Source organism: Lamprobacter sp., assembly GCF_034860625.1.
Classification (GTDB): Bacteria; Pseudomonadota; Gammaproteobacteria; order Chromatiales; family Chromatiaceae; genus Lamprobacter.
Map to the genome: position 1 here is coordinate 30,294 of NZ_JAYESN010000008.1, position 20,893 is coordinate 51,186.

The 20,893-nt window shown below is 61.7% G+C and carries 21 protein-coding genes; 11 read left to right on the forward strand and 10 right to left on the reverse strand.

The window, feature by feature from the left end; translation table 11 throughout:
• Positions 1 to 40 precede the first annotated feature (40 nt).
• The 4 genes from VBE63_RS03670 (at position 41) to lipB (ending at position 3,219) form a co-directional block, all read left to right on the forward strand.
• A complete protein-coding gene (locus tag VBE63_RS03670) occupies positions 41 to 1,162 on the forward strand; it encodes a D-alanyl-D-alanine carboxypeptidase family protein (RefSeq protein ID WP_323681636.1) in 1,122 nt (373 codons plus the stop codon).
• A complete protein-coding gene (locus tag VBE63_RS03675; protein WP_323681637.1) occupies positions 1,162 to 2,022 on the forward strand; it encodes an aminotransferase class IV in 861 nt (286 codons plus the stop codon). The genes VBE63_RS03670 and VBE63_RS03675 overlap by 1 nt, the downstream gene beginning before the upstream one ends.
• A 22-nt stretch (positions 2,023 to 2,044) precedes the next feature.
• On the forward strand, positions 2,045 to 2,326 hold the full coding sequence (locus tag VBE63_RS03680) for a DUF493 domain-containing protein (protein WP_323681638.1): 282 nt from the start codon (positions 2,045 to 2,047) through the stop codon (positions 2,324 to 2,326).
• A 245-nt stretch (positions 2,327 to 2,571) separates the two neighbouring features.
• Complete coding sequence (lipB, locus tag VBE63_RS03685; RefSeq protein WP_323681639.1) at positions 2,572 to 3,219, forward strand: lipoyl(octanoyl) transferase LipB; 648 nt, start codon at positions 2,572 to 2,574, stop codon at positions 3,217 to 3,219.
• 69 nt (positions 3,220 to 3,288) lie between these two features.
• Here lipB and VBE63_RS03690 read toward each other — a convergent pair whose 3' ends face one another.
• Complete coding sequence (locus VBE63_RS03690; RefSeq protein ID WP_323681640.1) at positions 3,289 to 3,876, reverse strand: chorismate--pyruvate lyase family protein; 588 nt, start codon at positions 3,874 to 3,876, stop codon at positions 3,289 to 3,291.
• Positions 3,877 to 4,147: 271 nt separating this feature from the next.
• Between VBE63_RS03690 and VBE63_RS03695 the strand changes: the two genes are divergently transcribed.
• Positions 4,148 to 4,345 (forward strand): alanine-zipper protein, encoded by a 198-nt coding sequence (locus VBE63_RS03695; RefSeq protein ID WP_323681641.1) that lies wholly within the window; start codon positions 4,148 to 4,150, stop codon positions 4,343 to 4,345.
• On the opposite strand, the gene VBE63_RS03700 is transcribed toward VBE63_RS03695, so the two are convergent.
• Positions 4,324 to 5,322: a L,D-transpeptidase family protein gene (locus VBE63_RS03700; RefSeq protein ID WP_323681642.1), complete on the reverse strand. Its 999-nt coding sequence runs from the start codon at positions 5,320 to 5,322 to the stop codon at positions 4,324 to 4,326. The genes VBE63_RS03695 and VBE63_RS03700 overlap by 22 nt on opposite strands.
• Before the next feature lie 96 nt (positions 5,323 to 5,418).
• Between VBE63_RS03700 and VBE63_RS03705 the strand changes: the two genes are divergently transcribed.
• Positions 5,419 to 7,521, forward strand: coding sequence for an elongation factor G (locus tag VBE63_RS03705; protein ID WP_323681643.1), 2,103 nt, complete (start codon positions 5,419 to 5,421; stop codon positions 7,519 to 7,521).
• Positions 7,522 to 7,693: 172 nt separating this feature from the next.
• On the opposite strand, the gene VBE63_RS03710 is transcribed toward VBE63_RS03705, so the two are convergent.
• The 4 genes from VBE63_RS03710 to VBE63_RS03725 form a co-directional block, all read right to left on the reverse strand.
• A complete protein-coding gene (locus VBE63_RS03710; RefSeq protein WP_323681644.1) occupies positions 7,694 to 8,428 on the reverse strand; it encodes a YceI family protein in 735 nt (244 codons plus the stop codon).
• A 183-nt stretch (positions 8,429 to 8,611) separates the two neighbouring features.
• The gene (locus VBE63_RS03715; protein WP_323681645.1) at positions 8,612 to 10,159 is read right to left on the reverse strand and encodes a HAMP domain-containing sensor histidine kinase; all 1,548 of its coding nucleotides are present in this window, start codon (positions 10,157 to 10,159) and stop codon (positions 8,612 to 8,614) included.
• Positions 10,160 to 10,242: 83 nt separating this feature from the next.
• Complete coding sequence (locus VBE63_RS03720) at positions 10,243 to 10,920, reverse strand: response regulator transcription factor (protein ID WP_323681646.1); 678 nt, start codon at positions 10,918 to 10,920, stop codon at positions 10,243 to 10,245.
• A gap of 9 nt (positions 10,921 to 10,929) precedes the next feature.
• The gene (locus VBE63_RS03725) at positions 10,930 to 12,498 is read right to left on the reverse strand and encodes a Do family serine endopeptidase (RefSeq protein ID WP_323681647.1); all 1,569 of its coding nucleotides are present in this window, start codon (positions 12,496 to 12,498) and stop codon (positions 10,930 to 10,932) included.
• Between the two features lie 210 nt (positions 12,499 to 12,708).
• Here VBE63_RS03725 and VBE63_RS03730 point away from each other — a divergent pair, with 210 nt between their 5' ends.
• Complete coding sequence (locus VBE63_RS03730) at positions 12,709 to 12,897, forward strand: hypothetical protein (RefSeq protein ID WP_323681648.1); 189 nt, start codon at positions 12,709 to 12,711, stop codon at positions 12,895 to 12,897.
• A gap of 32 nt (positions 12,898 to 12,929) precedes the next feature.
• Here VBE63_RS03730 and VBE63_RS03735 read toward each other — a convergent pair whose 3' ends face one another.
• The 4 genes from VBE63_RS03735 to VBE63_RS03750 are packed head-to-tail and all read right to left on the reverse strand — an operon-like array spanning position 12,930 to position 16,857.
• Positions 12,930 to 13,958, reverse strand: a complete 1,029-nt coding sequence (locus tag VBE63_RS03735) for an MlaD family protein (protein ID WP_323681649.1) — start codon at positions 13,956 to 13,958, stop codon at positions 12,930 to 12,932.
• Positions 13,955 to 14,851 carry an ABC transporter ATP-binding protein gene (locus VBE63_RS03740; protein WP_323681650.1) on the reverse strand — a complete coding sequence of 299 codons (897 nt, stop codon included), beginning with the start codon at positions 14,849 to 14,851 and terminating at the stop codon, positions 13,955 to 13,957. The genes VBE63_RS03735 and VBE63_RS03740 overlap by 4 nt, the downstream gene beginning before the upstream one ends.
• Positions 14,848 to 16,035, reverse strand: coding sequence for an ABC transporter permease (locus VBE63_RS03745; protein ID WP_323681651.1), 1,188 nt, complete (start codon positions 16,033 to 16,035; stop codon positions 14,848 to 14,850). The genes VBE63_RS03740 and VBE63_RS03745 overlap by 4 nt, the downstream gene beginning before the upstream one ends.
• Positions 16,036 to 16,038: 3 nt before the next feature.
• Positions 16,039 to 16,857 carry an alpha/beta fold hydrolase gene (locus tag VBE63_RS03750; protein ID WP_323681652.1) on the reverse strand — a complete coding sequence of 273 codons (819 nt, stop codon included), beginning with the start codon at positions 16,855 to 16,857 and terminating at the stop codon, positions 16,039 to 16,041.
• Between the two features lie 332 nt (positions 16,858 to 17,189).
• On the opposite strand from VBE63_RS03750, the gene VBE63_RS03755 reads away from it, so the two are divergent.
• The 4 genes from VBE63_RS03755 (at position 17,190) to VBE63_RS03770 (ending at position 20,885) form a co-directional block, all read left to right on the forward strand.
• A complete protein-coding gene (locus VBE63_RS03755; RefSeq protein WP_323681653.1) occupies positions 17,190 to 18,086 on the forward strand; it encodes an ATPase in 897 nt (298 codons plus the stop codon).
• Between the two features lie 10 nt (positions 18,087 to 18,096).
• Positions 18,097 to 19,173, forward strand: a complete 1,077-nt coding sequence (gene metA, locus VBE63_RS03760; RefSeq protein WP_323681654.1) for a homoserine O-succinyltransferase MetA — start codon at positions 18,097 to 18,099, stop codon at positions 19,171 to 19,173.
• Between the two features lie 296 nt (positions 19,174 to 19,469).
• Positions 19,470 to 19,724, forward strand: a complete 255-nt coding sequence (locus VBE63_RS03765) for a hypothetical protein (protein WP_323681655.1) — start codon at positions 19,470 to 19,472, stop codon at positions 19,722 to 19,724.
• Positions 19,725 to 20,012: 288 nt separating this feature from the next.
• Positions 20,013 to 20,885 (forward strand): HDOD domain-containing protein, encoded by an 873-nt coding sequence (locus VBE63_RS03770; RefSeq protein WP_323681656.1) that lies wholly within the window; start codon positions 20,013 to 20,015, stop codon positions 20,883 to 20,885.
• Positions 20,886 to 20,893 lie beyond the last annotated feature (8 nt).

Genomic DNA, 20,893 nt, shown 5'->3' on the forward strand with positions numbered 1-20,893 from the left:
CGCGTGAGCAGGTACACTCAGCACCATTAAACTCAGCATCATGCATTACTTCATCTCTATTTTTTTTGCCAGCCTGTTTGCCACTGCAGTGCAGGCCGAGACTCCGCCTGCCCCTGAGGTTGGTGCCCAAGGCTATCTGCTGCTCGATTACGACAGCGGGGCTCTGTTGGCGGCAGCGAATGCCGAGAGCCGACTTGAGCCTGCGAGCTTGACCAAGATTATGACGGCTTACGCTGTCTTCTCGGAATTGGCGGCAGGCAATATTGCGCTGGATGACCAGGTGTTGATCAGCGAGAAGGCCTGGCGAACCGGCGGCTCGAAGATGTTCATCGAGGTTGGCAATCTGATCTCGGTTGAGGATCTGCTCAAGGGCATGATCATCCAGTCCGGCAACGACGCCAGTGTCGCCTTGGCCGAGCATGTTGCTGGCAGTGAGGAGAGCTTTGCCGGTCTGATGAACCAACACGCGGAGCGTCTCGGGATGAGCCAGAGCAACTTTACCAATGCCACCGGCTTACCCGACCCGGACCATTACACGACGCCGAGCGATATTGCCCGCGTGACCGCGGCCATGATCCGCGAATTTCCAGCGTATTATCGCTGGTACTCGCAACCCGAGTTCAGTTGGCACGGCATCAATCAGTTCAATCGCAACAAGCTGCTCGGCAGAGGTGTTGGCGTTGATGGCGTGAAGACCGGCCACACCCAGGCGGCAGGTTACTGCCTCGTCTCGTCTGCTAAACGCGATGGTCAGCGGTTGATCGCGGTGGTGATGGGCACCAAGAGTGATGCGGCCCGGGTGGCCGATAGCTTGGCGCTCCTGAACTATGGTTTCCGATTCTTCGAGACTCATCACCTCTATCCTGGAGGAGAGCCTCTTGAATGGCTGCGGGTCTGGTCTGGCGATCCGCCGACGGTTGCGGTTGGACCGGCAACCAATGTGGCAGCCACCATCCCGCGCGGTGATTTTGATCAGCTTTCAGCCCAACTTGAGCCGATTACCGAGTTGAGTGCGCCCATTGTCGCGGGTCAGCAGGTTGGTGAGATCGTGCTCATGCTTCACGGCAAGGAGATCAATCGCCAGCCCGCGGTTGCGCTGGCTGCGGTGGATCGCGGTGGCTTGCTGCGCCAGGCGGTTGATTCAGTGCTGAAGCTTTTTTGATGAACGAGCTCTATCTCAACGGGGCCTTTGTAGCGCCAGAACAGGCTAGGATCTCCGTGATGGACCGCGGTTTCCTCTTCGGTGACGGGGTCTATGAGGTGATTCCTGCCTATGCGGGAAGGCCCCTACGTGAGCGCGAGCATCTTCAGCGATTAGACAACAGCCTCAAGGGTATTGGGCTGGCGCCGCCACTCTCCCCCCCGGAATGGTCCCTCATCTTCCAACGGCTGTTGTCGTCAACACCCAAGGCAGATCAAGCGCTCTATCTACAGGTCACGCGTGGCGTGGCACCGAACCGTGATCATCGTTTTCCGAGTCAGCCGGTTCCGACGGTGTTGGCGATGACGAAGCCGATGAAGCCGCGTGATCTGGCGGTCGCTGAGCGCGGTGTGGAGGCAGTGACCCGGGACGATATTCGTTGGCTACGCTGCGATATCAAAGCGACGGCGCTGTTGGCAGCGGTTCTACTCCGGCAGTCGGCCGAGGAGGCCGGTGCCGAGGAGGCGATCCTGGTGCGCGACGGCTTAGCCCTGGAGGGCTCGACCAGCAACCTGTTCATCGTGCGCGAGGGGCGTCTGGTCACGCCGCCCAAAGGACCGCTGCTGTTGGCCGGGATTACCCGCGATCTGGTGCTCGAACTGGCCGATGTCGCTGGAATTCCGCACGTGGAGCGCAACATTGAGATCCAGGAGTTGCGTAGGGCGGACGAGGTTTGGATCAGCAGCTCCACCCGCGAGGTGATGCCGGTGACGCGCCTTGATGGTGCGCTGGTAGGCTCCGGCCAGCCCGGCCCGCTCTGGCAACGGATTGATCGCTGTTACCAAGACTTCAAGGCGGATCTCCGACGCGCCGCTGCCTGAGCCGCCGCAACCCGAGGCATCGATGACAGAGACTCACGCGAATCAAGACGAAACGCTGTTGCGCTTTCCCTGCCGCTTCCCGATTAAGGCAATGGGGCGGACTGAAGCGGGTATTGAGGCCATCGTCATCGAGATCATCGAGCGTCATGCCCCTGAGACCAGCAAGGATGCGCTGCGCTCGAGACCGAGCCGCAACGGCAACTGGGTGTCCGTCACGGTCGAGATCGAGGCTCGAAGCAAGGGCCAGCTCGATGCCATCTATCGCGAGCTCTCCGAGCACGCCCAGATCACCTGTGCGTTTTGATCTGAGCGCTCATCCAGTGCTTCTTTTTGTGCTTTCTTCAGCGCTTCCTATAAGGCTTCCCATCGCGCCTCCCTTCGCACATGGGCTCACCGATCTCACCGGATCTTCTGCCGCTCGAGCCTGTTCGGATGCCTAAGCCTGGCTTGGGGGCCACAACTGCTCCAGCGCGAGGGGCGGCATCCGAGCCACCTGCATCCAGGTATCCGTCGCGCCCGAGCCGGACGGAGCACTGGTCGGCGCACCAGATGGCTCAGGGGGCGCCTCCAGCCGGTCCGCTGCGGATACGCTGGCTGGGGCCGGACTGCGATTATTTCACCGTCTGGACCAAGATGCGCGCGTTCACCGATGCACGCGGCACGGACACGGATGATGAGCTTTGGCTGCTAGAGCATGCGCCGGTGTTCACGCTAGGGCAGGCGGGGCTTGCTGAGCATCTGCTTGATCCAGGTCCGATCCCGGTGGTGAAGTGCGACCGCGGTGGCCAGGTGACCTACCATGGTCCGGGTCAGTTAGTTGCCTACCTGCTGCTCGATTTAAAGCGTGCGCGCATCGGGATCAAACAGTTGGTCCATCTGCTTGAGCAGGCCGTGATGGATCTCTTGGCAGAGCATCGGGTCGTTGCCGCACTCCGTCCGGACGCACCCGGCGTCTATGTGGCTGAGTCCAAGATTGCTTCCGTTGGCCTGCGTGTGCGCCAGGGTTGCAGCTATCACGGCTTGGCATTGAATATCGACCTTGATCCAGCGCCCTTCGCGCGCATCAACCCCTGCGGCTATCCTGGGTTGGCGATGACCCGAACCCGGGATCTGGGGTTGTCGCTCGGCGTTGAGGCTGCTGGTCAACAGTTGGCGTCCCACCTGAGCCGGTTATTGGGCAAAGCGCGAGCAGATTGACGCCAAGAGCGGTTAAACAGCCGGGCTGACGTCCTGCCTTATCGATGCGCGTAATAGAGGCGGGTACCGCTAGAGATAGAGGCTGAGCGGGAAAGTTTCGCTGATCAGGATGACCGGTTGCCCGTCGATGATGATGCGATAGGTCCGAAAGAGCGCCCGCTCCCCGTCAAGCGGTGCTGGCTCGACTCCGACCTCCATCACCTCGCGGAAGCTCTCGAGTCCGCTGTCGCGGATCAATACCCCAATGCCGATCTCGCGATTGATCAGCTGCTCCCGGAAGGAGGCGGGGATCAGCTCGAAGCGGATCACGGACAAGGCGCGGGCATACTGATGATGGCTATCGGTGCCTCGCAGCAGGGCCTCGCGCACCATGACCTGATCGCCGGGGTCGACCTCGATCCAGGGAATATCGGCAGCGGCCTGGATGAATTCTTGGCGCAGTGTATCGACGACCACGGGTTCCCAAAAATAGGCCTCAAGTGCCTTGGTGACGGTGCCATCAGTCACCAACAGTGCGCGAAGGAAGGGCGGTAAGGTCTCGATCGGCAATGGCGCGCCATCTTGGCAGGCGATGGTGCCGTTGCGAACGAAGCCTTGGCAACGAAAAGGGTTCGGGCCGCTGTTTGGCAATGGGCGGCGATAGTAGCGGTCGACCAAGGCTGATCCCTCTGTTGAGTGCTGATCGGGTGGCATTTAGGGTGAACGGGCTAGGTGGAGCGCCGAAGCAAATCTGCTGTGTTGACAAGGCCCTCCCGAGCGTCTTGATGAGGGCTCAGGGTTCCCCCTATGCTGAGTTCGAGCACTGCAAGTGGCAATAACAAGACGTTGTCTTTTTCTGCTAACATCCATGTACGAGGGTGCGGAAATAGCCCTCGGTCTGTGCTATAAACCAGTTGCCGTTCGGCAAATCATTAACGGAGAATGACCGATGACCAAGAACATTAAACTCGCCTCCCTGTCTGCCGCCGCTCTGCTGAGTGCCTCTCTGCTCGGTGGCTGCGCGACCGACCAGGAAGCTCGTGACATGGCCCAAGCGGCGATGGACGCTGCCAACTCAGCTCAGGCTTGCTGCGAGGCCAATGAGGACCGCATCAATCGCATGTATCAGAAGATCATGTCGAAATGATGCCAGCTCTTTGAGCCTTGCCGGCCTCCGACGATCTGTGGGAGGCCGGTATTCTCCCGCAGAACCCGACTCACCGCCTCCCAATCGATCACCACGCCCTCTGCATTCGCGATTGATGCCGGGATGATCTCCTTGGCTGAGCTTGGTGCCGTGCCCTCTGCTCGGCTGACTTCCAGAAAGAGCTGGTCTCCCAGCCACCCTACCTTATAGGGCTGATCAACAATGGTCACAGGGGTGCCAACCTCCACTTGACCGAACAGGTACTCGATGTCCTCCGGGAACATCCGAGTACAGCCTGAACTGACCGGCATGCCAACGCCCCAGGGCTTGTTGGTGCCATGAATCAGATAGCTCGGATTGCTCAGCCGCAGCCGGTGTGAGCCAAGCGGATTATCCGGTCCAGGGGGCACCACCGCTGGCAGTATTTTGCCGTTTTTTGCGTACTCAGCCCGAATCGACGCTGGTGGTGTCCAACTTGGATTCTCGGTCTTTTCGATAATCGAATAGCTGCCGACAGGCGTCTCCCAGCCGTCGCGGCCGATGCCGATCGAGAAGGTCTCGATCTCGGTTGCGGAGCGATAGTAGTACATGCGCCGTTCGGCGAGGTTCAAGACGATCCCCTTGCGCGGAGAGTCGGGCAAGATGTGCCGATCGGGCACTAGCACAGCAGTGCCATCGCCCGGTATCCACATGTCAACATCAGGGTTGGCCTGTTTCATTTCGTCGACGCCGAGTCCATGGTGTCGGCCAATATCGAGCATCGTATGCTCGCCCTTCGCCTTTACGTAGAATGGGGTGCCGATGACGCTATCGCTGGGTTCAATCAGTCGATACACCTTGGCCAGGGCGGGCGCTGGAGGCAACGCACTCAGGCCGATGACGGCCATCAGCCAGGCGACAAGCTGGATGCGACGTCTTGCGCCCGTATGCCGACCTGGACTTGGCGGGCTCTTGGGGTGGGGGGAATGGATCGTCATCTGCTGGACTCCGAAACGGATTACCTGTTCCAGGGATTGGACCAGGAAGTCTGCCAAGTATTCTGCAAGGTCTTCAATTCAGGTCGATGGTCGCTCATGAATCAAACCAGTCAGCACTCCCGTAGCCAGAAACAGGGGCAGGCGGCGACAGCGCTTGATCGGGTGCGCAACATCGGTATTGCCGCGCATGTCGACGCCGGCAAGACCACCCTGACGGAACGAATTCTGTTCTACACCGGTGCTTCGCATAAGATCGGTGAGGTGCATGATGGCGCAGCGCACATGGACTGGATGGCCGAGGAGCAGGACCACGGTATCACGATCACCGCGGCGGTCACTAAGGCGCCTTGGCGAGATCATCTACTGCAGGTCGTCGATACGCCTGGCCATGTGGATTTTACCATCGAGGTCGAGCGTTCGATGCGCGTACTTGATGGGGTTGTCTTGGTGCTGGATGCTGTGCGTGGCATCGAGTCACAGACTGAGACCGTTTGGCGACAACGCTGTCGCTTTGGGCTGCCGGTCCTGTTCTTCATCAACAAGATCGATCGGCCAGGGGCGGATTTTTTGCGTGTGCTCGATGCTATCCGCGAGCGGTTGGATGTGGAGCCGGTGGCGATGACGGTCCCGCTTGCTGAGCAACAGGCCTGTATTGATCTGTTGCACCGGCGCCTACTGCGGTTCAACGGTGAGCAGGGCGAACGGGTTGATACCGAGCCCTGCCCGGATGCGCTCTGGGAGTCGGTTGCGGAGTTGCATGAGGCCTTGTTGCTGGCCGCGGCCGATGCTGACGATACGCTGGCCGATCTGGTGCTCAATGGCGGCGAGCCCGAGCCTGAGGCCCTGCTAGCGGCGCTGCGGCGCGGCACCTTGGCAGGGCGGATCTTTCCCTGCTTTGGTGGTAGCGCCCTCCGCAACCTTGGTGTGCAACCCCTGATGGATGCGGCCGTGGACCTGTTGCCAGCGCCGCTCGACCGGCCAGCGGCAATCGCGCGGCGTCCCGGTGGTGAGCCCGAGACGGTCGCCATTGGCGCCAAGGGGCCCTTGGTCGCCTTGGTCTTCAAGGTGCAGCTGTGGGACGGGCGACGGCATTGCTTCACCCGCGTCTACCGCAATCGGCTCAAGGTGGGCGATACCGTCGCCTTCCAAACGGCCGATGGCGCTGTGCGCAAGGAGCATGTTGCGCGCATCTTCGATATCGACGCCGGTCGCAAGCTCAAGCTCGACCAGGCCGAGCCAGGGCAGATCGTCTTGATTGCCGGTCTGCGCCATGCCGCGACCGGCGATACCCTCTGCGATCCCGAGCATCTGTTGGCCCTGGAGCGTATTGAAGCGCGTCAGCCGGTGCTGAGCCTGGCGATCGAGCCAGCCGCTGGTACTGACGAAGAGAAACTGCTCGAGGTCTTGGACAAGGTCGAACAGGAAGATCCGACGCTGAAGGTGGAGGAGGACCCGGAGACGGGTCAGCGCTTGCTGCGGGGCATGGGTGAACTGCATCTGCAGATCGTGCTCGAGCGCCTTGAGCGCGAGTTTGGCCAGAAGGTGCGCAGTGGACGTCCCGCAGTTGCGGTGCGCGAGACCATCAGGCGCCGTGCGCGCGCCGAGCAGTTGCACTGTCGTCCAGCGAGCCCGGATGGCAAGCAGCCCGAGATCAGTGCCTGGGCCCTGGTGGAGGTGGCTCCGCGGGGCCGCGGCGAAGGCAATCAGCTGAGCTGTCGTCCGCGGCTGCGCCCGGAAACGGCGATGCTGTCATCCGAGCAGCAGCAAGCGTTGGAGGAGGGGCTGAAGGCCGGTCTTGCGACTGGTCCACTGCAGGGGGCTCCGGTTGATGATGTGGTCGTGACGCTGGTTGAGGTCGAGCTGTTTGGCCAGCAGAGCACGCTGGACGCCCTGCAGGCCGCTGCGACGCGCGCCCTTGGCACGGCCTTGGCAGCCGCTGCTCCAGTGGCCTTGCATCCGGTGATGCAGGTCAATGTGGTGGTTCCAGAGTCGAATCTTGGCTCGGTGCTGGGCGACCTGCAACAACGCCGCGCTGCCATCCATGCCACGACAACCGCGCAGGCAAGTGGCGACGATGCCGTAACCATCAGCTGTGAGGTCGCGCTTGAGGCCCTGCTTGGCTATACCACGGAGTTGCGCAGTCTGACGCAGGGCCGCGGTCAGTACAGCATGCAATTTGAGCGCTTCGATGTCGTCTGAGTCTTGGTTTCCAGTCCTGCCGCCGTCAGATCAAGCTGGCCTGGAGGCATCTCCGGCGGTGCTTTTTGCCGACCAGGCATGGGTACGAGCCTTGCTGACCAGGTATGCGTGCGGACCTTGCTGGCAGCTTCAGAGTCAGGCGCTCAGACCGAGCGCCTGATCGCGCTTGCGCCTAGCGCGCTGGGGTAAAGAGTGCGGCGACCGCCTCTTTTTGCTCGTCACTCATCGCCTCAACGATCTCGCGATAAGCCTCGTACTTGGCCAGCATCTCTGGGCTCGGCGGGGTGCTGGCGGTCGTGCTGTCGCTGCCGCCTGCCGCCGGTGTGTCGAAGGTCATCACGAAGGTCACCGGCACGGCATTGCTGATGCGATCGAGACCAGCGATCTCACGCAGCTTTTCAACCCCTTCGCCCATCCCGAAGTTGGCGGCGTCGAGCACGACCGGCTCGGTACTGGCGACCATCAGGGTTCCCGCATCGAGCTTCGCGGCCTGCATCTTCAGCACCAGCGGTTGGGTCTTGCCATGCAGGCTGAGGCTGCTTTCGGCGACGACATCCAGCTGTTCGCCGGGCTGCATGGCGTTGATCGTGGCCGGATCAATCTTCGCGCTCAGACGGGCGGCGCTGTATTGCGCGGTCTTGAACAGCATCTCGCGCATGCGCTCGTTGCGAATCGGGATCAGGGTCTCGACGCTGTCTAGTTTGGTGTCGATAATGACTTGGCCTTGGTCGTCAATGGTGCCCGAGAGTTCAGTGAAGTGATGTACCTCACCGATATGGTCGGCCTTGATGGAGACGAAGGCAAGATGTGAGCGCTCGGGGTTGAGCGTCCACTCGGCGGCGACGGCAGTCGCCATGCCAACGCTGACGAGACTGGTTGCAAGCAGGGCAGTGATGAGACGATGCATGGATGAACTCCTCTGGATCATGGGTAGGGGTGGTCGATCTGATCGGGATGCCCTTCGGCGCGGCTGGTCGAGCTGAAAGGTCTGCCCCTGTAATGCGACCAGTTCTCTCCGATCCCAATGTCTTTAGGTGAGGAAACCATCGCTGCTGGCGCCTAGGCCAGCTGTGGGCCAGGCCTGCCGCGCTCAAGCCGGTGTGGCCTTCTTCGGCAGACGCAGGCGCACTCGTAGGCCGGGGCTGGCGTCTTCTAAGCGGAGTTCAGCGCCGTGGAGCTGGGCGACGGCCTGTACCAGGCTGAGCCCGAGGCCGTGACCTGGGGCTGCGCGGCTTTCGTCGATACGAAAGAAGCGCTGTAGCACCTTGTCGCGCAGCTCGGGTGGGATGCCTGGGCCGCGATCGGTGACGCTCAGCTCGACGGCGGCATCGGTGCATTCGGCGCGGAGCTGGATCTGACCTTGGCCTGAATGATGTTTGATCGCGTTGTCGACCAGGTTTGCGATCGCTTGGAAGAGCAGATCACGGTCCGCATTCAGCCTGCAGCCTTTGCCGTCCCCTGGGGAGCCGATGCGCGGTAAACCGGCGGTCATCTCCCGACCCTGGCTTGTATCGCCTTCGGCCTCAGTGCCGTTTTCCTGGTCGCTTTCGACGCTGATCGTCTGCAGCGATTCGGCGGCGAGTGGCTCGTAGAGTTCAGCGACGTCTTGCAGCAGGGTGACCGGGTCGATGTCGGCAAAGGCCGCGCGGCGGCTGCCGGCCTCGATCCGGGCGATGCGCAATAGGGCATTAAAAGCACTGAGCAGTTCGTCAGCATCGGCGATCGCGACCTCGACCTCGGCGCGGGCCTCATCGCTGAGGTCGGCGCCCTGCAGAAGCTCGAGCCGGTTGCGCAGACGGGTCAGTGGTGTGCGCAGGTCATGGGCGATGTTATCGGAGACCTGACGGATGCTGAGCATCAGGGCCTCGATGCGCTCGAGCATCCGGTTCAGGTTCTCGGCCAGCTGATCGAAGTCATCGCCAGCGCCTGAGGTGGGGACGCGGCGGCTGAGATCGCCCTGCATGATCTCACGGCTGACCTGATTGACGATATCCAGTCGGCGCACGATGCCGGCGCCCATCAGCCAGCCGCCTAGCAGTGCCAGGCCCACGGTAATCGCAAGTCCCCAGGTCATCGCGTCCAGGATCAATTGGCGGATCGCGGTGAGTTCGCGTACATCGCGCCCGACCAGGAGTCGCAGATCGCCGCGCAACCGAAACACCTGGGCTCGAGTCTCGTGTTCGATGCCGAGACCCTCGCCCTGAGGTTCGCGAGTACGAAAGCTGATCCAGCCGCCCGCGTCCGGCGTCACCGGCGGCCAGCTGTGGAGGTTGCCGATGATCGGATTGCCACTCGGGTTGGCAAGGAGGTAGATCGATGCGCCTTGCGGATTTCGCGCAATCCGCTCGGCAATCACTGTTGACAGCCCGGCCAGGCCGCGGCGTCGATACTGCTCCGCCAGACCTTGAATCTCGGCGCCGATGGTGGCGTCGGTCTGCCGCGCCATGTAGCCGGCCGTCGACCAATAGATGAAGCCCAGCAGAATGGCGACGGAAATGCCGACCAGCAGCATGTAGAGCAGCGCGAGCCGGAAGGTCGAGCTGGTGAGGATGAAACGCGACGACAGCCGCAGCCGCTTCAGGGTCGGTCCGATTGCCCGCGCCATGCGCGCGTTCAGCCGCTCGCCTGTTATCGCCATCAAGGCTGTCCTCCGGCCAGCCTGCAGCCGCGCGGCTCGCGCCTGGTCGCATCGATCGCGATCCTGAATCGAATCGGCACGGTCTAGTCGGCGCGAAGCATATAACCAGCGCCGCGGACCGTTTGCAGCAGTTGCTGATCGAAATCCTTGTCAATCTTTGCCCGTAACCGGCTGATGTGGACATCGATCACATTGGTCTGCGGGTCGAAGTGATAGTCCCAAACATTTTCCAGCAGCATGGTCCGGGTAACCACCTGGCCGGCATGTCGCATCAGGTACTCAAGCAGCTTGAACTCACGCGGCTGCAGGGCGATCGGCTGCCCGGCACGATGCACCTGGCGTTTCAGCAGATCCAGCTCAAGGTCGGCGACGCTGAGGCTGGTTACCGGGGTATCACCGGGCGCGGAGCGCCGCATTAAGGCTTCGATCCGCGCATGCAGTTCGGAAAAGGCGAACGGCTTGACCAAGTAGTCGTCGCCGCCAGCACGCAGGCCTTCGACGCGATGGTCGACCTCACCCAGTGCGCTGAGGATGAGGACTGGGGTTGGATTGCCAGCTGCGCGGAGGGTACGAATGATGGCCAGTCCGTCGAGTTGCGGCAGCATGCGGTCGACGACCATCACGTCATAGGCATTGCCAGCGGCTAGGAACAGACCGTCGCGGCCATTGTCGGCCAGGTCGAGGCTTGCACCCATCTCGCCAAAGGCCTTGGCGAGATAGCTGGACAGCTGGGGATCATCCTCAATCACCAGAACACGCATGGTCGCGAATCACTCGATGGGAACAGCAATGAAGCGCTGCTCGCCAGCTTGCTCGACGCGCAGCAGTACCGAGGGCCGTTGTGCCGCAGCGGCCTGCTTGACCGCTTCCATCACCTGGCTTGGCTGGGTGACGGGCTGCTGGCCGACCATCGAGATAAGGCTGCCAGCCTTGATGCCAGCTGCCTGTGCTTGGCTTCCGGGCGCGACCTTGGCCACCAGCACGCCGCTGGCATCCGCGCCCAAGCCGCGCTCGGCGCGCAGCTCCGGTGTCAGCGGTGCCAAAGTGAGGCCGATGCGCGGCTCGTCGCCGGCTGGCTCGTTGCCGCGAGCGGCTTGGGTCATCTCTTCGCTGGGCATTTCGCCAATGGTGACGGGGATCGTCAGGCTCTGGCCGGCGCGATAGAGGACGATGTCGATCTCAGTACCGGCATCAATGGCCGCGATCAGCTTGGTCAGATCGCGGTATTCTTCCATGCGCTCGCCGTTCGCCTGCAGGATTACGTCGCCACTGATGATCCCAGCCGCCTCCGCCGGGGTGCCGGCGATCACATCGGCGACCAGCACACCGCGTGTTTCGGTTAAGCCAAGGCTGGCAGCGATCTCCTCGGTGACGGGCTGGATCTGGACGCCTAGCCAGCCGCGATCGACGCGGCCCTTAGTCTTCAGGTCAGCGACGATCTCAGCTGCGGTCTCGGCCGGGATCGCGAAGCCAATGCCGATGTTGCCGCCGCTGGGAGAGAAGATCGCGGTGTTGACCCCAATCACCACCCCGCGGGCATCGAACAGCGGGCCGCCTGAGTTACCGCGGTTGATCGGTGCATCGATCTGGATGTAGTCGTCATAGGGACCCGAGTTGATGTCGCGTCCGCGTGCCGAGATGATGCCAGCGTTGACTGAGCCGCCAAGGCCGAAGGGGTTGCCGACCGCCAGCACCCAGTCGCCGACGCGGGCGCCGCCGCTATCACCGAAGTTGACGTAAGGCAGCACATCTTGGGTATCGATCTTGAGCAGGGCGAGGTCGGTCTTGGCATCGCGGCCGATCACCTTGGCCTCGTACTTGTCGCCGCCATTCAGCGTCACCTCGATCCTTGAAGCGCCGTCCACCACATGATGGTTGGTGACGATGTGGCCCTCGGCGTCGATGATGAAGCCAGAGCCCTCGCCTTCGCGCTGACGTGGCATCGGCATCTGCTCGAGGCCGCCGAAGCGCTTGAAGAACTCGTACAGCGGAGAGCCCTCGTCAGGCATCTGGCCACCGGGCATTGACAGCCTCTGCTGTGCTTCTTGCGCAACCGTGACATTGACGACTGCCGGTATTACGCGCTCGACCACATCAGCGAAGCTGGTTGGCCCGGCTGGCTCATTCAAGGGCGAGGGAACCGTGTCGGCATAGGGGATGCGGGGCGCGAGGAGGGCAACCAACAGCAGCAGTGCCAGGCTGAACCTGGCCATAGGGATCTTGTTGAAAGGGGTGGGCACATGGATCGAGCGGGCGTTGCTACTAGGCTCGCCGCAGGTGGCCGCGGCTGCGAGGGTTGGTCGAGGGCGCGGCGATCTCAGCGAATGGAGTGCAGGCATTCGAAAGCTCCTGGATAGATTATCTGGATGGACTGTCTTGATAGACCATAGGATAGAAGTCCGCAGGGAACGCCTGCGTGACTCGCTGCGGTTGAGGTGAGTGTTGGGTTCTGGGCTTTACCCTGCGGTTGCCGATGGGTTACTGATTGTTAATCTGCTCGCGGTTGGGCCAGATCAACCGCAAAGACCAACTGCAAAGGCGGAGATGAGATGACAAGCCTCGAACAGGTGGAGATCAGCAAGTATCACAACGAGCTGGTGCAGGATATCCGGCATTTGGTCCAGAAATATGGCCGCATCATGGGCTGGGAGGTGCCGGAGCTTGACGAAGCGGAGGCGAGCAAGCTGATCTTGCGGGCCCTTCAGGACGCACTCGCTGACGTCGAGTCTGAGCAATAGCTTCGGGCAGCGGTTGGCTGCTGCTGGTTAGATTAACGCTTGCCCTGCAGTAGTGCTTCGGGATGACGCTCCAGGTAATCCGCCAGTGATCGAATCGAGCTTGCCGCGCGGGTGGCGGTGGCGAGCAGCTGATCCAGCTCGTACCGGGTTGATGAGCCCTCGCCAGTGAGCTGGCGAATGGAGCCCATCGCGCCGGCCGCCTCATCTAGGGCGGCCTGTGCAGAGCCGGCAAGCGGATCGATCTTGGCCTCGACACGAGAGGCAACCGAGGTCACCGCTTGGGTCGCCTGCGAGAGTTCGCGGAGCAGGGGGGCGGCCTCGCCGCGCAGGATCTCGGCGAGCTGCTGATACTCGCTGAGGGTGGCGTTGGCGCGCTGACTCAGCGGAGCGATTTGCTGGTCGAGGGTCTCGACGAAGGAGGCGATGCCGCTGAGTGCCTGATGCAGGCTGTTCAAGGAGGCCTGGGTCTCATGACTACTAACCAGCCTGTTGATGGCGTCCAGGGTCTCGGCCGCGGTGTCGACGAGCTCATTGAGCTGCAGGTTCTCGAGCATTTGCTGAACCCGGTCGCGCGTGGCTGCGATGGCCGGCACCCGAATCGTCCCATCAGGGCTCGGCGGATAATCGCGTTTCGGCAGGCCCGGATTCAGGCTCAGGGAGACGAGATATTGCCCGGTGACGAAGCTGACCGATTCGAGCTGCGCGCGCAGGCCGCGCTCGTCGACCAAGCGTTGCAACAGCTCGCTCGGCTCGGTGCCTTCGAGATCGCCGAGTACATGGATGCTGTTGGGCCAGACCTCGTAGTGCACCGGGATGCGGAAACTATCACGATCGGCAATGTAGTCGAGGCCGATCTCGACCACCTGGCCAATGGGCACCCCCTGAAACTGAACCTGAGCGCCGACGCTGAGTCCTTGTACCGAGCCTGGGAAGTAGGTGACCAGATACAGGCGATCGCGCAGCCAGGCACCGCTGCTGAAAACCAGGATGCCGATCACTACCAACGCGACTGCGCCAAGCACGAAGCCGCCGATGATGGTTGGGTTGGCCTCGCGGCTCATGGCTCGCCTCGGCGCAGGAAGGCGCGGACCTCGGCGATCTCGCTCTGGTCGCGCAGCTGTTTCGGATTGCCGGTGGTGAGCATGCTGTGGGTCTCGGCGTCGAGGAAAACGGCGTCGTCGCCGATCAGGAGGAGGCTGTCAAGGTCGTGGGTGATCACCACCATGGTCGTTCCCAGGCTGTCGCGCAACTCAAGGATGAGGTCATCGAGCCGCCGTGCCGAGAGCGGGTCGAGACCGGCCGAGGGCTCGTCAAAGAAGAGGATATCCGGGTCCAGCGCCATAGCGCGGGCAACGCCGACGCGCTTGCGCATGCCGCCGCTGATCTGGCCAGGATAATAACCGCCAAAGCCCGCCAAGCCGACTAGCGCCAGCTTGTACTCAGCCAGCTCGCCGATCTGTTGTCGCGAGAGCCGCGAATATTGCTCCAGTGGTAGTGCAATGTTCTCTTCGAGCGTCATCGCACTCCAGAGTGCGCCGCTCTGATACATGACCCCGACTCCGCGCAGCAGTTCGGTTCGGGCCTGCTCCGAGATTTCCCAGAGGCTCTGATCCTGCAGCAGTACGCGACCCTGCCGCGGCACCAACAGGCCGGTGAGCGCACGCATCAGGGTACTCTTGCCGCAGCCGCTGCCACCCATGATGATGAAGATATCGCTGCGATGGATCTGAAAGTTGAGTCCCTGCTGGACAGTGGTCGCGCCATAACCGAGTGCGACATCCTCGAGTTGAATGGCGACGGGACGCGCCTCGACCTCATTCGGGCCTTGCGGTTGGCTGTTGGTCTGCGCCTGGAGCTGAGACTCAACTGAATGCGGGTTTAAGGGCGGGTCCGAATGTGGGCTCAAAGGCGGGCCTAGCAGCGAGCGAGCATCTGAATCAGCCGAGGTGCTCATCCGGAGAGTCCTATGGCATCAAAGATCACGGTTAGCACGGCGGCGGCGATAACGATGAAGACAATGGCAGTGACCACTGCTGAGGTGGTGGCCTCGCCAACCGCGGCTGCGCTCCGCCCGCACTGCAGACCGCGCAGGCAGCCGGAGGCGGCGACGATGGCGCCATAGACGGTGCCACTGATCAGGCCCTGGATAATGTGATTCCAGCCGATCGCCCCCTGGGTTTGGACCAGATAAGCGGTCAGGGTGAGGCCGCCGGCAACGGTGCCGACGAAGGCGCCGCCGAGGATGCCGAGCAGGTCGGCATAGAGGGTGAGTAATGGTGTCATCAGGATCAATGCGAGCATACGCGGCAGCACCAGGAACTCCATCGGCGGGATGCCGAAGGTGCGTAGGGCGTCGATCTCCTCATTGACCTGCATGGTGCCGATGCGCGCGGCAAAGGCCGCCCCCGTGCGACCGGCTAGTACGATGCCGGTGATCAGCGCGCCCATCTGGATCACTGTCGCCAGGCCGACCAGGTCGGCTACATAGACGCGGGCGCCGAACTGTGCCAGCTGTTGATCGCCAATGTAGCCAAGGATCATGCCAACCAGGAAGCTGACCAGGCTGACGATGGGCAGCGCGTCGGCGCCCGCCTCCTGGATGATGACCCAGAACTCGGAGCGGCGATAGCGCGCGCGGCCAGCGAGGAAGTGGCGCACGGCGATGGCGCCCTCGCCGAAGAAGGCCATGATCTCGCCGGTGGAGCGCACCAGATCGACGATATCGAGACCGATGCGCGTGATAAAGCTGGGGCCGCGGTCATGCGGGTTCTGCTCTGGCGCGGCGGTCAGGCGCGCCATCTCGAGCAGGCTGCGCAGCCCCTCTGGCAGCGCACTCGGATCGCAGCGGAGATGGCGCTCTGCGCAGAGTCGTTCAACACCGGCGACATAGGTCACCATGGCCGAATCCCAGTCGCTGAGCGCGCTGGTCTCGAACTGGAGCTCGGGCGCTTGGCTTGCGGTGTTGGCGCTCTTGTTACCGTCGTTGCCCTCAGTGCTGGCGCGATCGATTAGTACCGCGATCTCGCTGACTTGAGGGATTGCCTGATCCAGTCGCCACCGACCCGCTAGGCGCAAACGAATGCGACCCTCAACGCGCTCGACATGCGCGGTTGGCGGGGGCGGTACAGGGTCGATCATCGCTCAGTTGGGCCGGTCGAGAAAGTCGAGGACCTCGCCGGTAAACTCCGTAGGCGCTTCGAGCGGCAGCGAATGGGCCTGCCGCGGTATCTCAAGCCGTTCGGCGCTCGGCAAGCGGCCCAGTCCTGCAGCATCATCCCTTGGCGGGAAGAGCAGATCCTCGGCACTGGTCAGGATGAGAGTCTGTGTCTCGATTGTCGACAGCCAGTCGCGGGCGTCGAAGCCGCGCATCGCGTTGACCTGTGCTCGGAATCCTGTGCTGGTCTGCGCATAGGGATCATGCTGCACCAGATCGAGCAAGCCATTGACGGTGTCGGGTTTGTCGAAGAAGCGCTCGCTGAAGATCCAGAAGAAGAAGCTTCGGAACCAGCGCTCGGGCGACTTACCAGCATCGAGGTCGTCGGCCCAGTCGTCAAACAGTTGCTGGTTGCGGGCGCTCAGGGTCGCGCTGCTGTTGCTCAGCACCAAGTGGATCAGGCGCCGCTGGGCCTGGCGAGCGATCTCGAGCGCGATAAAGCCGCCCATCGAGTGGCCTAGTAGGTCGAAGCGCTCAAACCCGAGGTGATCAGCCAGCGCCAAGCAGTCGTCCGCCATCAGGCCAATGCTATTCGGAGCATCCTGAGGCTGGCTGCGACCACAGCCGCGATTGTCGAAGACCAGCACCTGACGTTCGGCGGCCAAGGCAGGCAGCGCCAGGACCCAAGAGCGGCAATCGCTAGCGAGACCGGCGACCAGCACCAAGGGTGGCGGCTGCTCGTCCGCGGCGGCTGGTCCATGAAGCTCGTAGTAGAGCCTGGTATCGTCACGCTGCAGGCTCGGCATGGGCTGAGTGCTCCTTGGTTGAACGATGGATTGCTCCTCATTGCTCCTGATTGTTCCAGGGCATCAGCTCCAGTATAGGCGAGAGGTTGGGGACTTCAGAAGAGCCAATCCTGAGGTCAGGCATGTCAAGCCCATGTCCGAGAAGAGACCAAGACAGATCCTCTCTCCACTTTACCTACTCGCTAAACTCGCGCGCATCTCTGGCAGCGAGTAGTCCGCTGGGTTCGTCTCTGGTGACCAAGCAGGCGGATCGCGTATAGTTTCAGATTTTCCGCGAGTCGGCTTTGGACCAATGGCTCGCGTTGGGCTCGCGCTCTATCGAGGATCTCGTTGTGAGGCTGACCATCGACGAATTTCGCCACTGGCAGCACCGCTGCGTCACGCTGCTCGGGATGTCGGGAGTCGGCAAGACCTATCTTTCGGGCCTGCTGCGGCGCAACGATTGGTTCCACTATTCCGGCGACTATCGGATCGGGACTCGGTACCTGGATGAGCCGATCCTCGACCTGATCAAACTGCAGGCGATGCAGGTGCCTTTTCTGCGTGATCTGCTGCGTCGGGACTGGGTCGCGTTTCAGAACAAGATCCAGGTCGATGACCTCGGCCCGGTGCTGAGTTTCGTCGGCCAGCTTGGTGATCCGGACAAAGGCGGTCTGTCGCTGCCAGAGTTCAATCGTCGCCAGGCCTTGTACCGCGATGCCGAGATCCGGGCCATGCAGGATGTACCCGAGTTCATCCGCAAGGCGCGCGAGATCTATGGCTACAGCCACTTCGTCAACGACGTCGGCGGCAGCCTTTGTGAGCTGGAAGAACCTTCGGTGATTGACCTGCTGGCCCAGCACAGCCTGATCCTCTATATCCGCGTCCCCCAAGCCGATGAGATCAAGCTGATTCGGCGCGCCCAGGCTGATCCGAAGCCGCTCTATTTCCGACCCGCCTTCATCAAGGCCGCGGTCAAGGACTATCTGGTCGAGCAGGGGCTTGAGTATGTGGCCGATATCGATCCGAACGACTTCACCCGCTGGGTCTTCCCGCGGCTGTTCCATTCGCGCGTGCCACGCTACGAGGCGATCGCGCGGCCCTTCGGCTACACCGTTGAGTCGACCGAGGTGGCCGCGGTGCGCGACGAGCAGGATTTCCTAACCCTGATCGAGACCGCGATCACGCGCACGCCGTCGCTGGCGCCGGACGAAGAGGCCAAGGCCTTGACGGGCTTGAACGAGGTCTAGGGCTGAACCGATGCCAATTGTTGCCCACAATGATCTGCCGACCTTCGACCGGCTGCGCGCCGAGGGTCAAAACATCCTCGAGTCCGACTGGGCCATCCATCAGGACATCCGCGAGCTCCATGTCGGTCTGCTCAACATGATGCCGGATGCCGCTCTCGCTGCTACCGAGCGGCAGTTCTTCCGGTTGGTCGGGCAGAGCAACCAGATCGCTCAGTTCTATGTGCATCCGTTCTCGTTGCCGGGCCTACCACGCGGCGACAAGGCGCGGGCGCACATCGAACGCTACTATCAGCCCTTCGAAGCGGTGCGCGAGCAGGGGCTAGACGCGCTGATCATTACTGGCGCCAATGTCAGCGGATCGGATCTGACGCAACAGCCATTCTGGTCGCCGTTGATCGAGGTGGTGGATTGGGCCTTCGAACATGTCACCTCAACCCTCTGCTCCTGTCTGGCGACCCATGCGGTGATGCAGTTTCGCTACGGCCAACGGCGCCAGCCGCTGCCAGCGAAGCGCTGGGGCGTGTTCACGCATCGCGTCGTTGATCATTCGCATCCGCTGATCGATAGCACTAACACCCTCTTCGATGTGCCGCATTCCCGCTTCAACGAGGTCGGTCGCGAGCAGTTCGAGGCGGTGGGCGCTAAGGTCCTGGTCGTGAGCGAGGAGGCTGGTGTGCATCTCGCGACCAGTCCAGATGGCCTGCGGATTGTGATGTTCCAAGGCCACCCCGAGTACGACACCATCTCATTGCTCAAAGAGTACAAACGTGAGGTGGACCGCTTTGCGGCGGGTGCTCGTGAGCAGTATCCACCCTTCCCAGAGAAGGTGTTCTCGCGCAAGGCAGCGGCGGTGCTCGATGAGCATCGCCACATGCTGCAGCGGGCGCTCGACCGGGGCCGCGAGCCGCCACCATTCCCCGAGTCGCGCATTGCGGAGGGTCTCGATAATACCTGGCGCGACACCGCCGAGGGCGTGGTCGGGAATTGGCTGGGACTGATCTATCGCGTGACCCACAACGATCGACGTGTGCCTTTTATGGACTGGGTTGACCCCGATGATCCGTTGCGCATGCTGACCCGCTCCTGAGCCCGACTGACTTCAGTTGTTGGTTGCAAATGTGCAAAAATGTTGATTTTTACCACAAATGGGCGTGACGTCAACGCAATCTGAAAAATGCTAGTGACTGCTCACTTTTTTTGTCAAACACGGGTTAGACTTTCCCTTGTCAAGTGGCTTTCCCGCTCCTAGACTATGGGATAAGAGATCGCCGGACGCACTTTTGCGACATGCGCGGTTTTGACGTTCGGGAAATCCCGAACGCAGCGCCTCTTAGGTCGCCGCGCGATTTTCCGGATGGCTCATCAAATACAGAAGGTTGAGAGATGTTTGACGAAAATGAACAAGTGATCCGCTACAAGTGGGATTCTTGGACCGGATCTGGCTATCGCCTGCGTTATGACGCGGCGGACCCGGCCCACAGCTACCATGTCGAGGACTGCAGCAACCATGTTGTGATGGACGACTACGGCTGCTCCGATCTCGACGAGGCCCTGTTGGTGCTGAACCGCTTCTTCAGCATTGACGAGTCGGCCGAGCGCAACCGGATTGCCAACTGGTTACCGCAGCGTCTGCAATGAAGCCTCTGCTGAAGCGCCCGCCATCAGTGGTGAGATAATCTTCGCGCAGCGCCGCAAACATCAGTCGCGCCAAGCAGGCGCGCTGATCGGGCATGCCGATCAGGTACGACCCGCGCCCTAAGCCGACTGACTGCGGCCGCTGCTTCCTAAGCTCTTGATCCCCGGCGACGGGGTCGCTGAGCATTGCCGACAGGCAGATCTGCTTGCACTGATTTACCCGATCAGCGCTGTTTCGATTTAGAATAGGATTACCCGCTGCAAGTCGCTATTTCGCGGAGTAATCCGATCATGACCCTCGAGTCTCTCGTCCAGGAAGTCGAACACCTCTATTCCCTGCCGGATGTCGCATTACGCGTCAATCAGCTGATCGATGATCCCGCGTCACAGCCATCCGACTTGGCAGAGATCATCCTCTGTGATCCAGCGTTGTCGGCGCGCTTGCTGCGCCTCATCAACAGCGCCTTTTATGCCCGCGCGCAGGCCGTCGAAACCGTCACCCAAGCGATCAATATGATCGGTTATGGGGCCTTGCGCGATCTGGTCTTTGCCACCTGTGCAGTCGAGGTCTTTAAGGGGTTGCCGCCCGGGCGAGTGGATATGGAGCGTTTTTGGCTCAATGGCGTCGCCTGTGGGATCGCGGCAAAAACCCTGGCATTTCATTTGTCGTTGCCCGAGAACGAGCGGCTCTTTATCACCGGGCTGTTACATGCGCTCGGCAAGCTGGTGCTCCTCAGTCAACGCCCAGAGTCCTATGTGGAGGTGTTGAAGCGCATCGACCAAGAAGGGCTTGACATGATTGTCGCCGAGGAGCAGGTCTTCGGCTTCAATCAGGCCGAACTGAGTGCTGCCTTGCTTAAGAACTGGCAGCTCCCCGAATCGCTTTGGCAGCCGATCGCCTTCCACCTCAATCCTGACGCCGCGGAGCGCTACCGCACCGAAACCCAGATTCTGTATGTCGCGCGCGCGATCGCTGATCTCTTTCAGGCATCGATGTTCGAGCGGGCAAATATGCAGTCGGACGAGGCGAGCCAGCGCCTCCGGGCGCTCGCCGAACGCTTAGATCTGGCGCCAGAGAGGTTGATCGCCTTGCCGGGCGAGATCAATCTGCAGGTCACCGAAATGTACGAGATCATGTTGCCAGGCTGGATGCTGGTGTATTGAGCGCCCGC

Bases quoted from the DNA above. Each gene is read 5' to 3' on its own strand.
- VBE63_RS03670 (WP_323681636.1), top strand. From the start codon at position 41: ATGCATTACTTCATCTCTATTTTTTTTGCCAGCCTGTTTGCCACTGCA.
- VBE63_RS03675 (WP_323681637.1), top strand. From the start codon at position 1,162: ATGAACGAGCTCTATCTCAACGGGGCCTTTGTAGCGCCAGAACAGGCT.
- VBE63_RS03680 (WP_323681638.1), top strand. From the start codon at position 2,045: ATGACAGAGACTCACGCGAATCAAGACGAAACGCTGTTGCGCTTTCCC.
- lipB (WP_323681639.1), top strand. From the start codon at position 2,572: ATGGCTCAGGGGGCGCCTCCAGCCGGTCCGCTGCGGATACGCTGGCTG.
- VBE63_RS03695 (WP_323681641.1), top strand. From the start codon at position 4,148: ATGACCAAGAACATTAAACTCGCCTCCCTGTCTGCCGCCGCTCTGCTG.
- VBE63_RS03700 (WP_323681642.1), bottom strand. From the start codon at position 5,322: ATGACGATCCATTCCCCCCACCCCAAGAGCCCGCCAAGTCCAGGTCGG.
- VBE63_RS03705 (WP_323681643.1), top strand. From the start codon at position 5,419: ATGAATCAAACCAGTCAGCACTCCCGTAGCCAGAAACAGGGGCAGGCG.
- VBE63_RS03710 (WP_323681644.1), bottom strand. From the start codon at position 8,428: ATGCATCGTCTCATCACTGCCCTGCTTGCAACCAGTCTCGTCAGCGTT.
- VBE63_RS03715 (WP_323681645.1), bottom strand. From the start codon at position 10,159: ATGGCGATAACAGGCGAGCGGCTGAACGCGCGCATGGCGCGGGCAATC.
- VBE63_RS03720 (WP_323681646.1), bottom strand. From the start codon at position 10,920: ATGCGTGTTCTGGTGATTGAGGATGATCCCCAGCTGTCCAGCTATCTC.
- VBE63_RS03725 (WP_323681647.1), bottom strand. From the start codon at position 12,498: ATGCCTGCACTCCATTCGCTGAGATCGCCGCGCCCTCGACCAACCCTC.
- VBE63_RS03730 (WP_323681648.1), top strand. From the start codon at position 12,709: ATGACAAGCCTCGAACAGGTGGAGATCAGCAAGTATCACAACGAGCTG.
- VBE63_RS03735 (WP_323681649.1), bottom strand. From the start codon at position 13,958: ATGAGCCGCGAGGCCAACCCAACCATCATCGGCGGCTTCGTGCTTGGC.
- VBE63_RS03740 (WP_323681650.1), bottom strand. From the start codon at position 14,851: ATGAGCACCTCGGCTGATTCAGATGCTCGCTCGCTGCTAGGCCCGCCT.
- VBE63_RS03745 (WP_323681651.1), bottom strand. From the start codon at position 16,035: ATGATCGACCCTGTACCGCCCCCGCCAACCGCGCATGTCGAGCGCGTT.
- VBE63_RS03750 (WP_323681652.1), bottom strand. From the start codon at position 16,857: ATGCCGAGCCTGCAGCGTGACGATACCAGGCTCTACTACGAGCTTCAT.
- metA (WP_323681654.1), top strand. From the start codon at position 18,097: ATGCCAATTGTTGCCCACAATGATCTGCCGACCTTCGACCGGCTGCGC.
- VBE63_RS03765 (WP_323681655.1), top strand. From the start codon at position 19,470: ATGTTTGACGAAAATGAACAAGTGATCCGCTACAAGTGGGATTCTTGG.
- VBE63_RS03770 (WP_323681656.1), top strand. From the start codon at position 20,013: ATGACCCTCGAGTCTCTCGTCCAGGAAGTCGAACACCTCTATTCCCTG.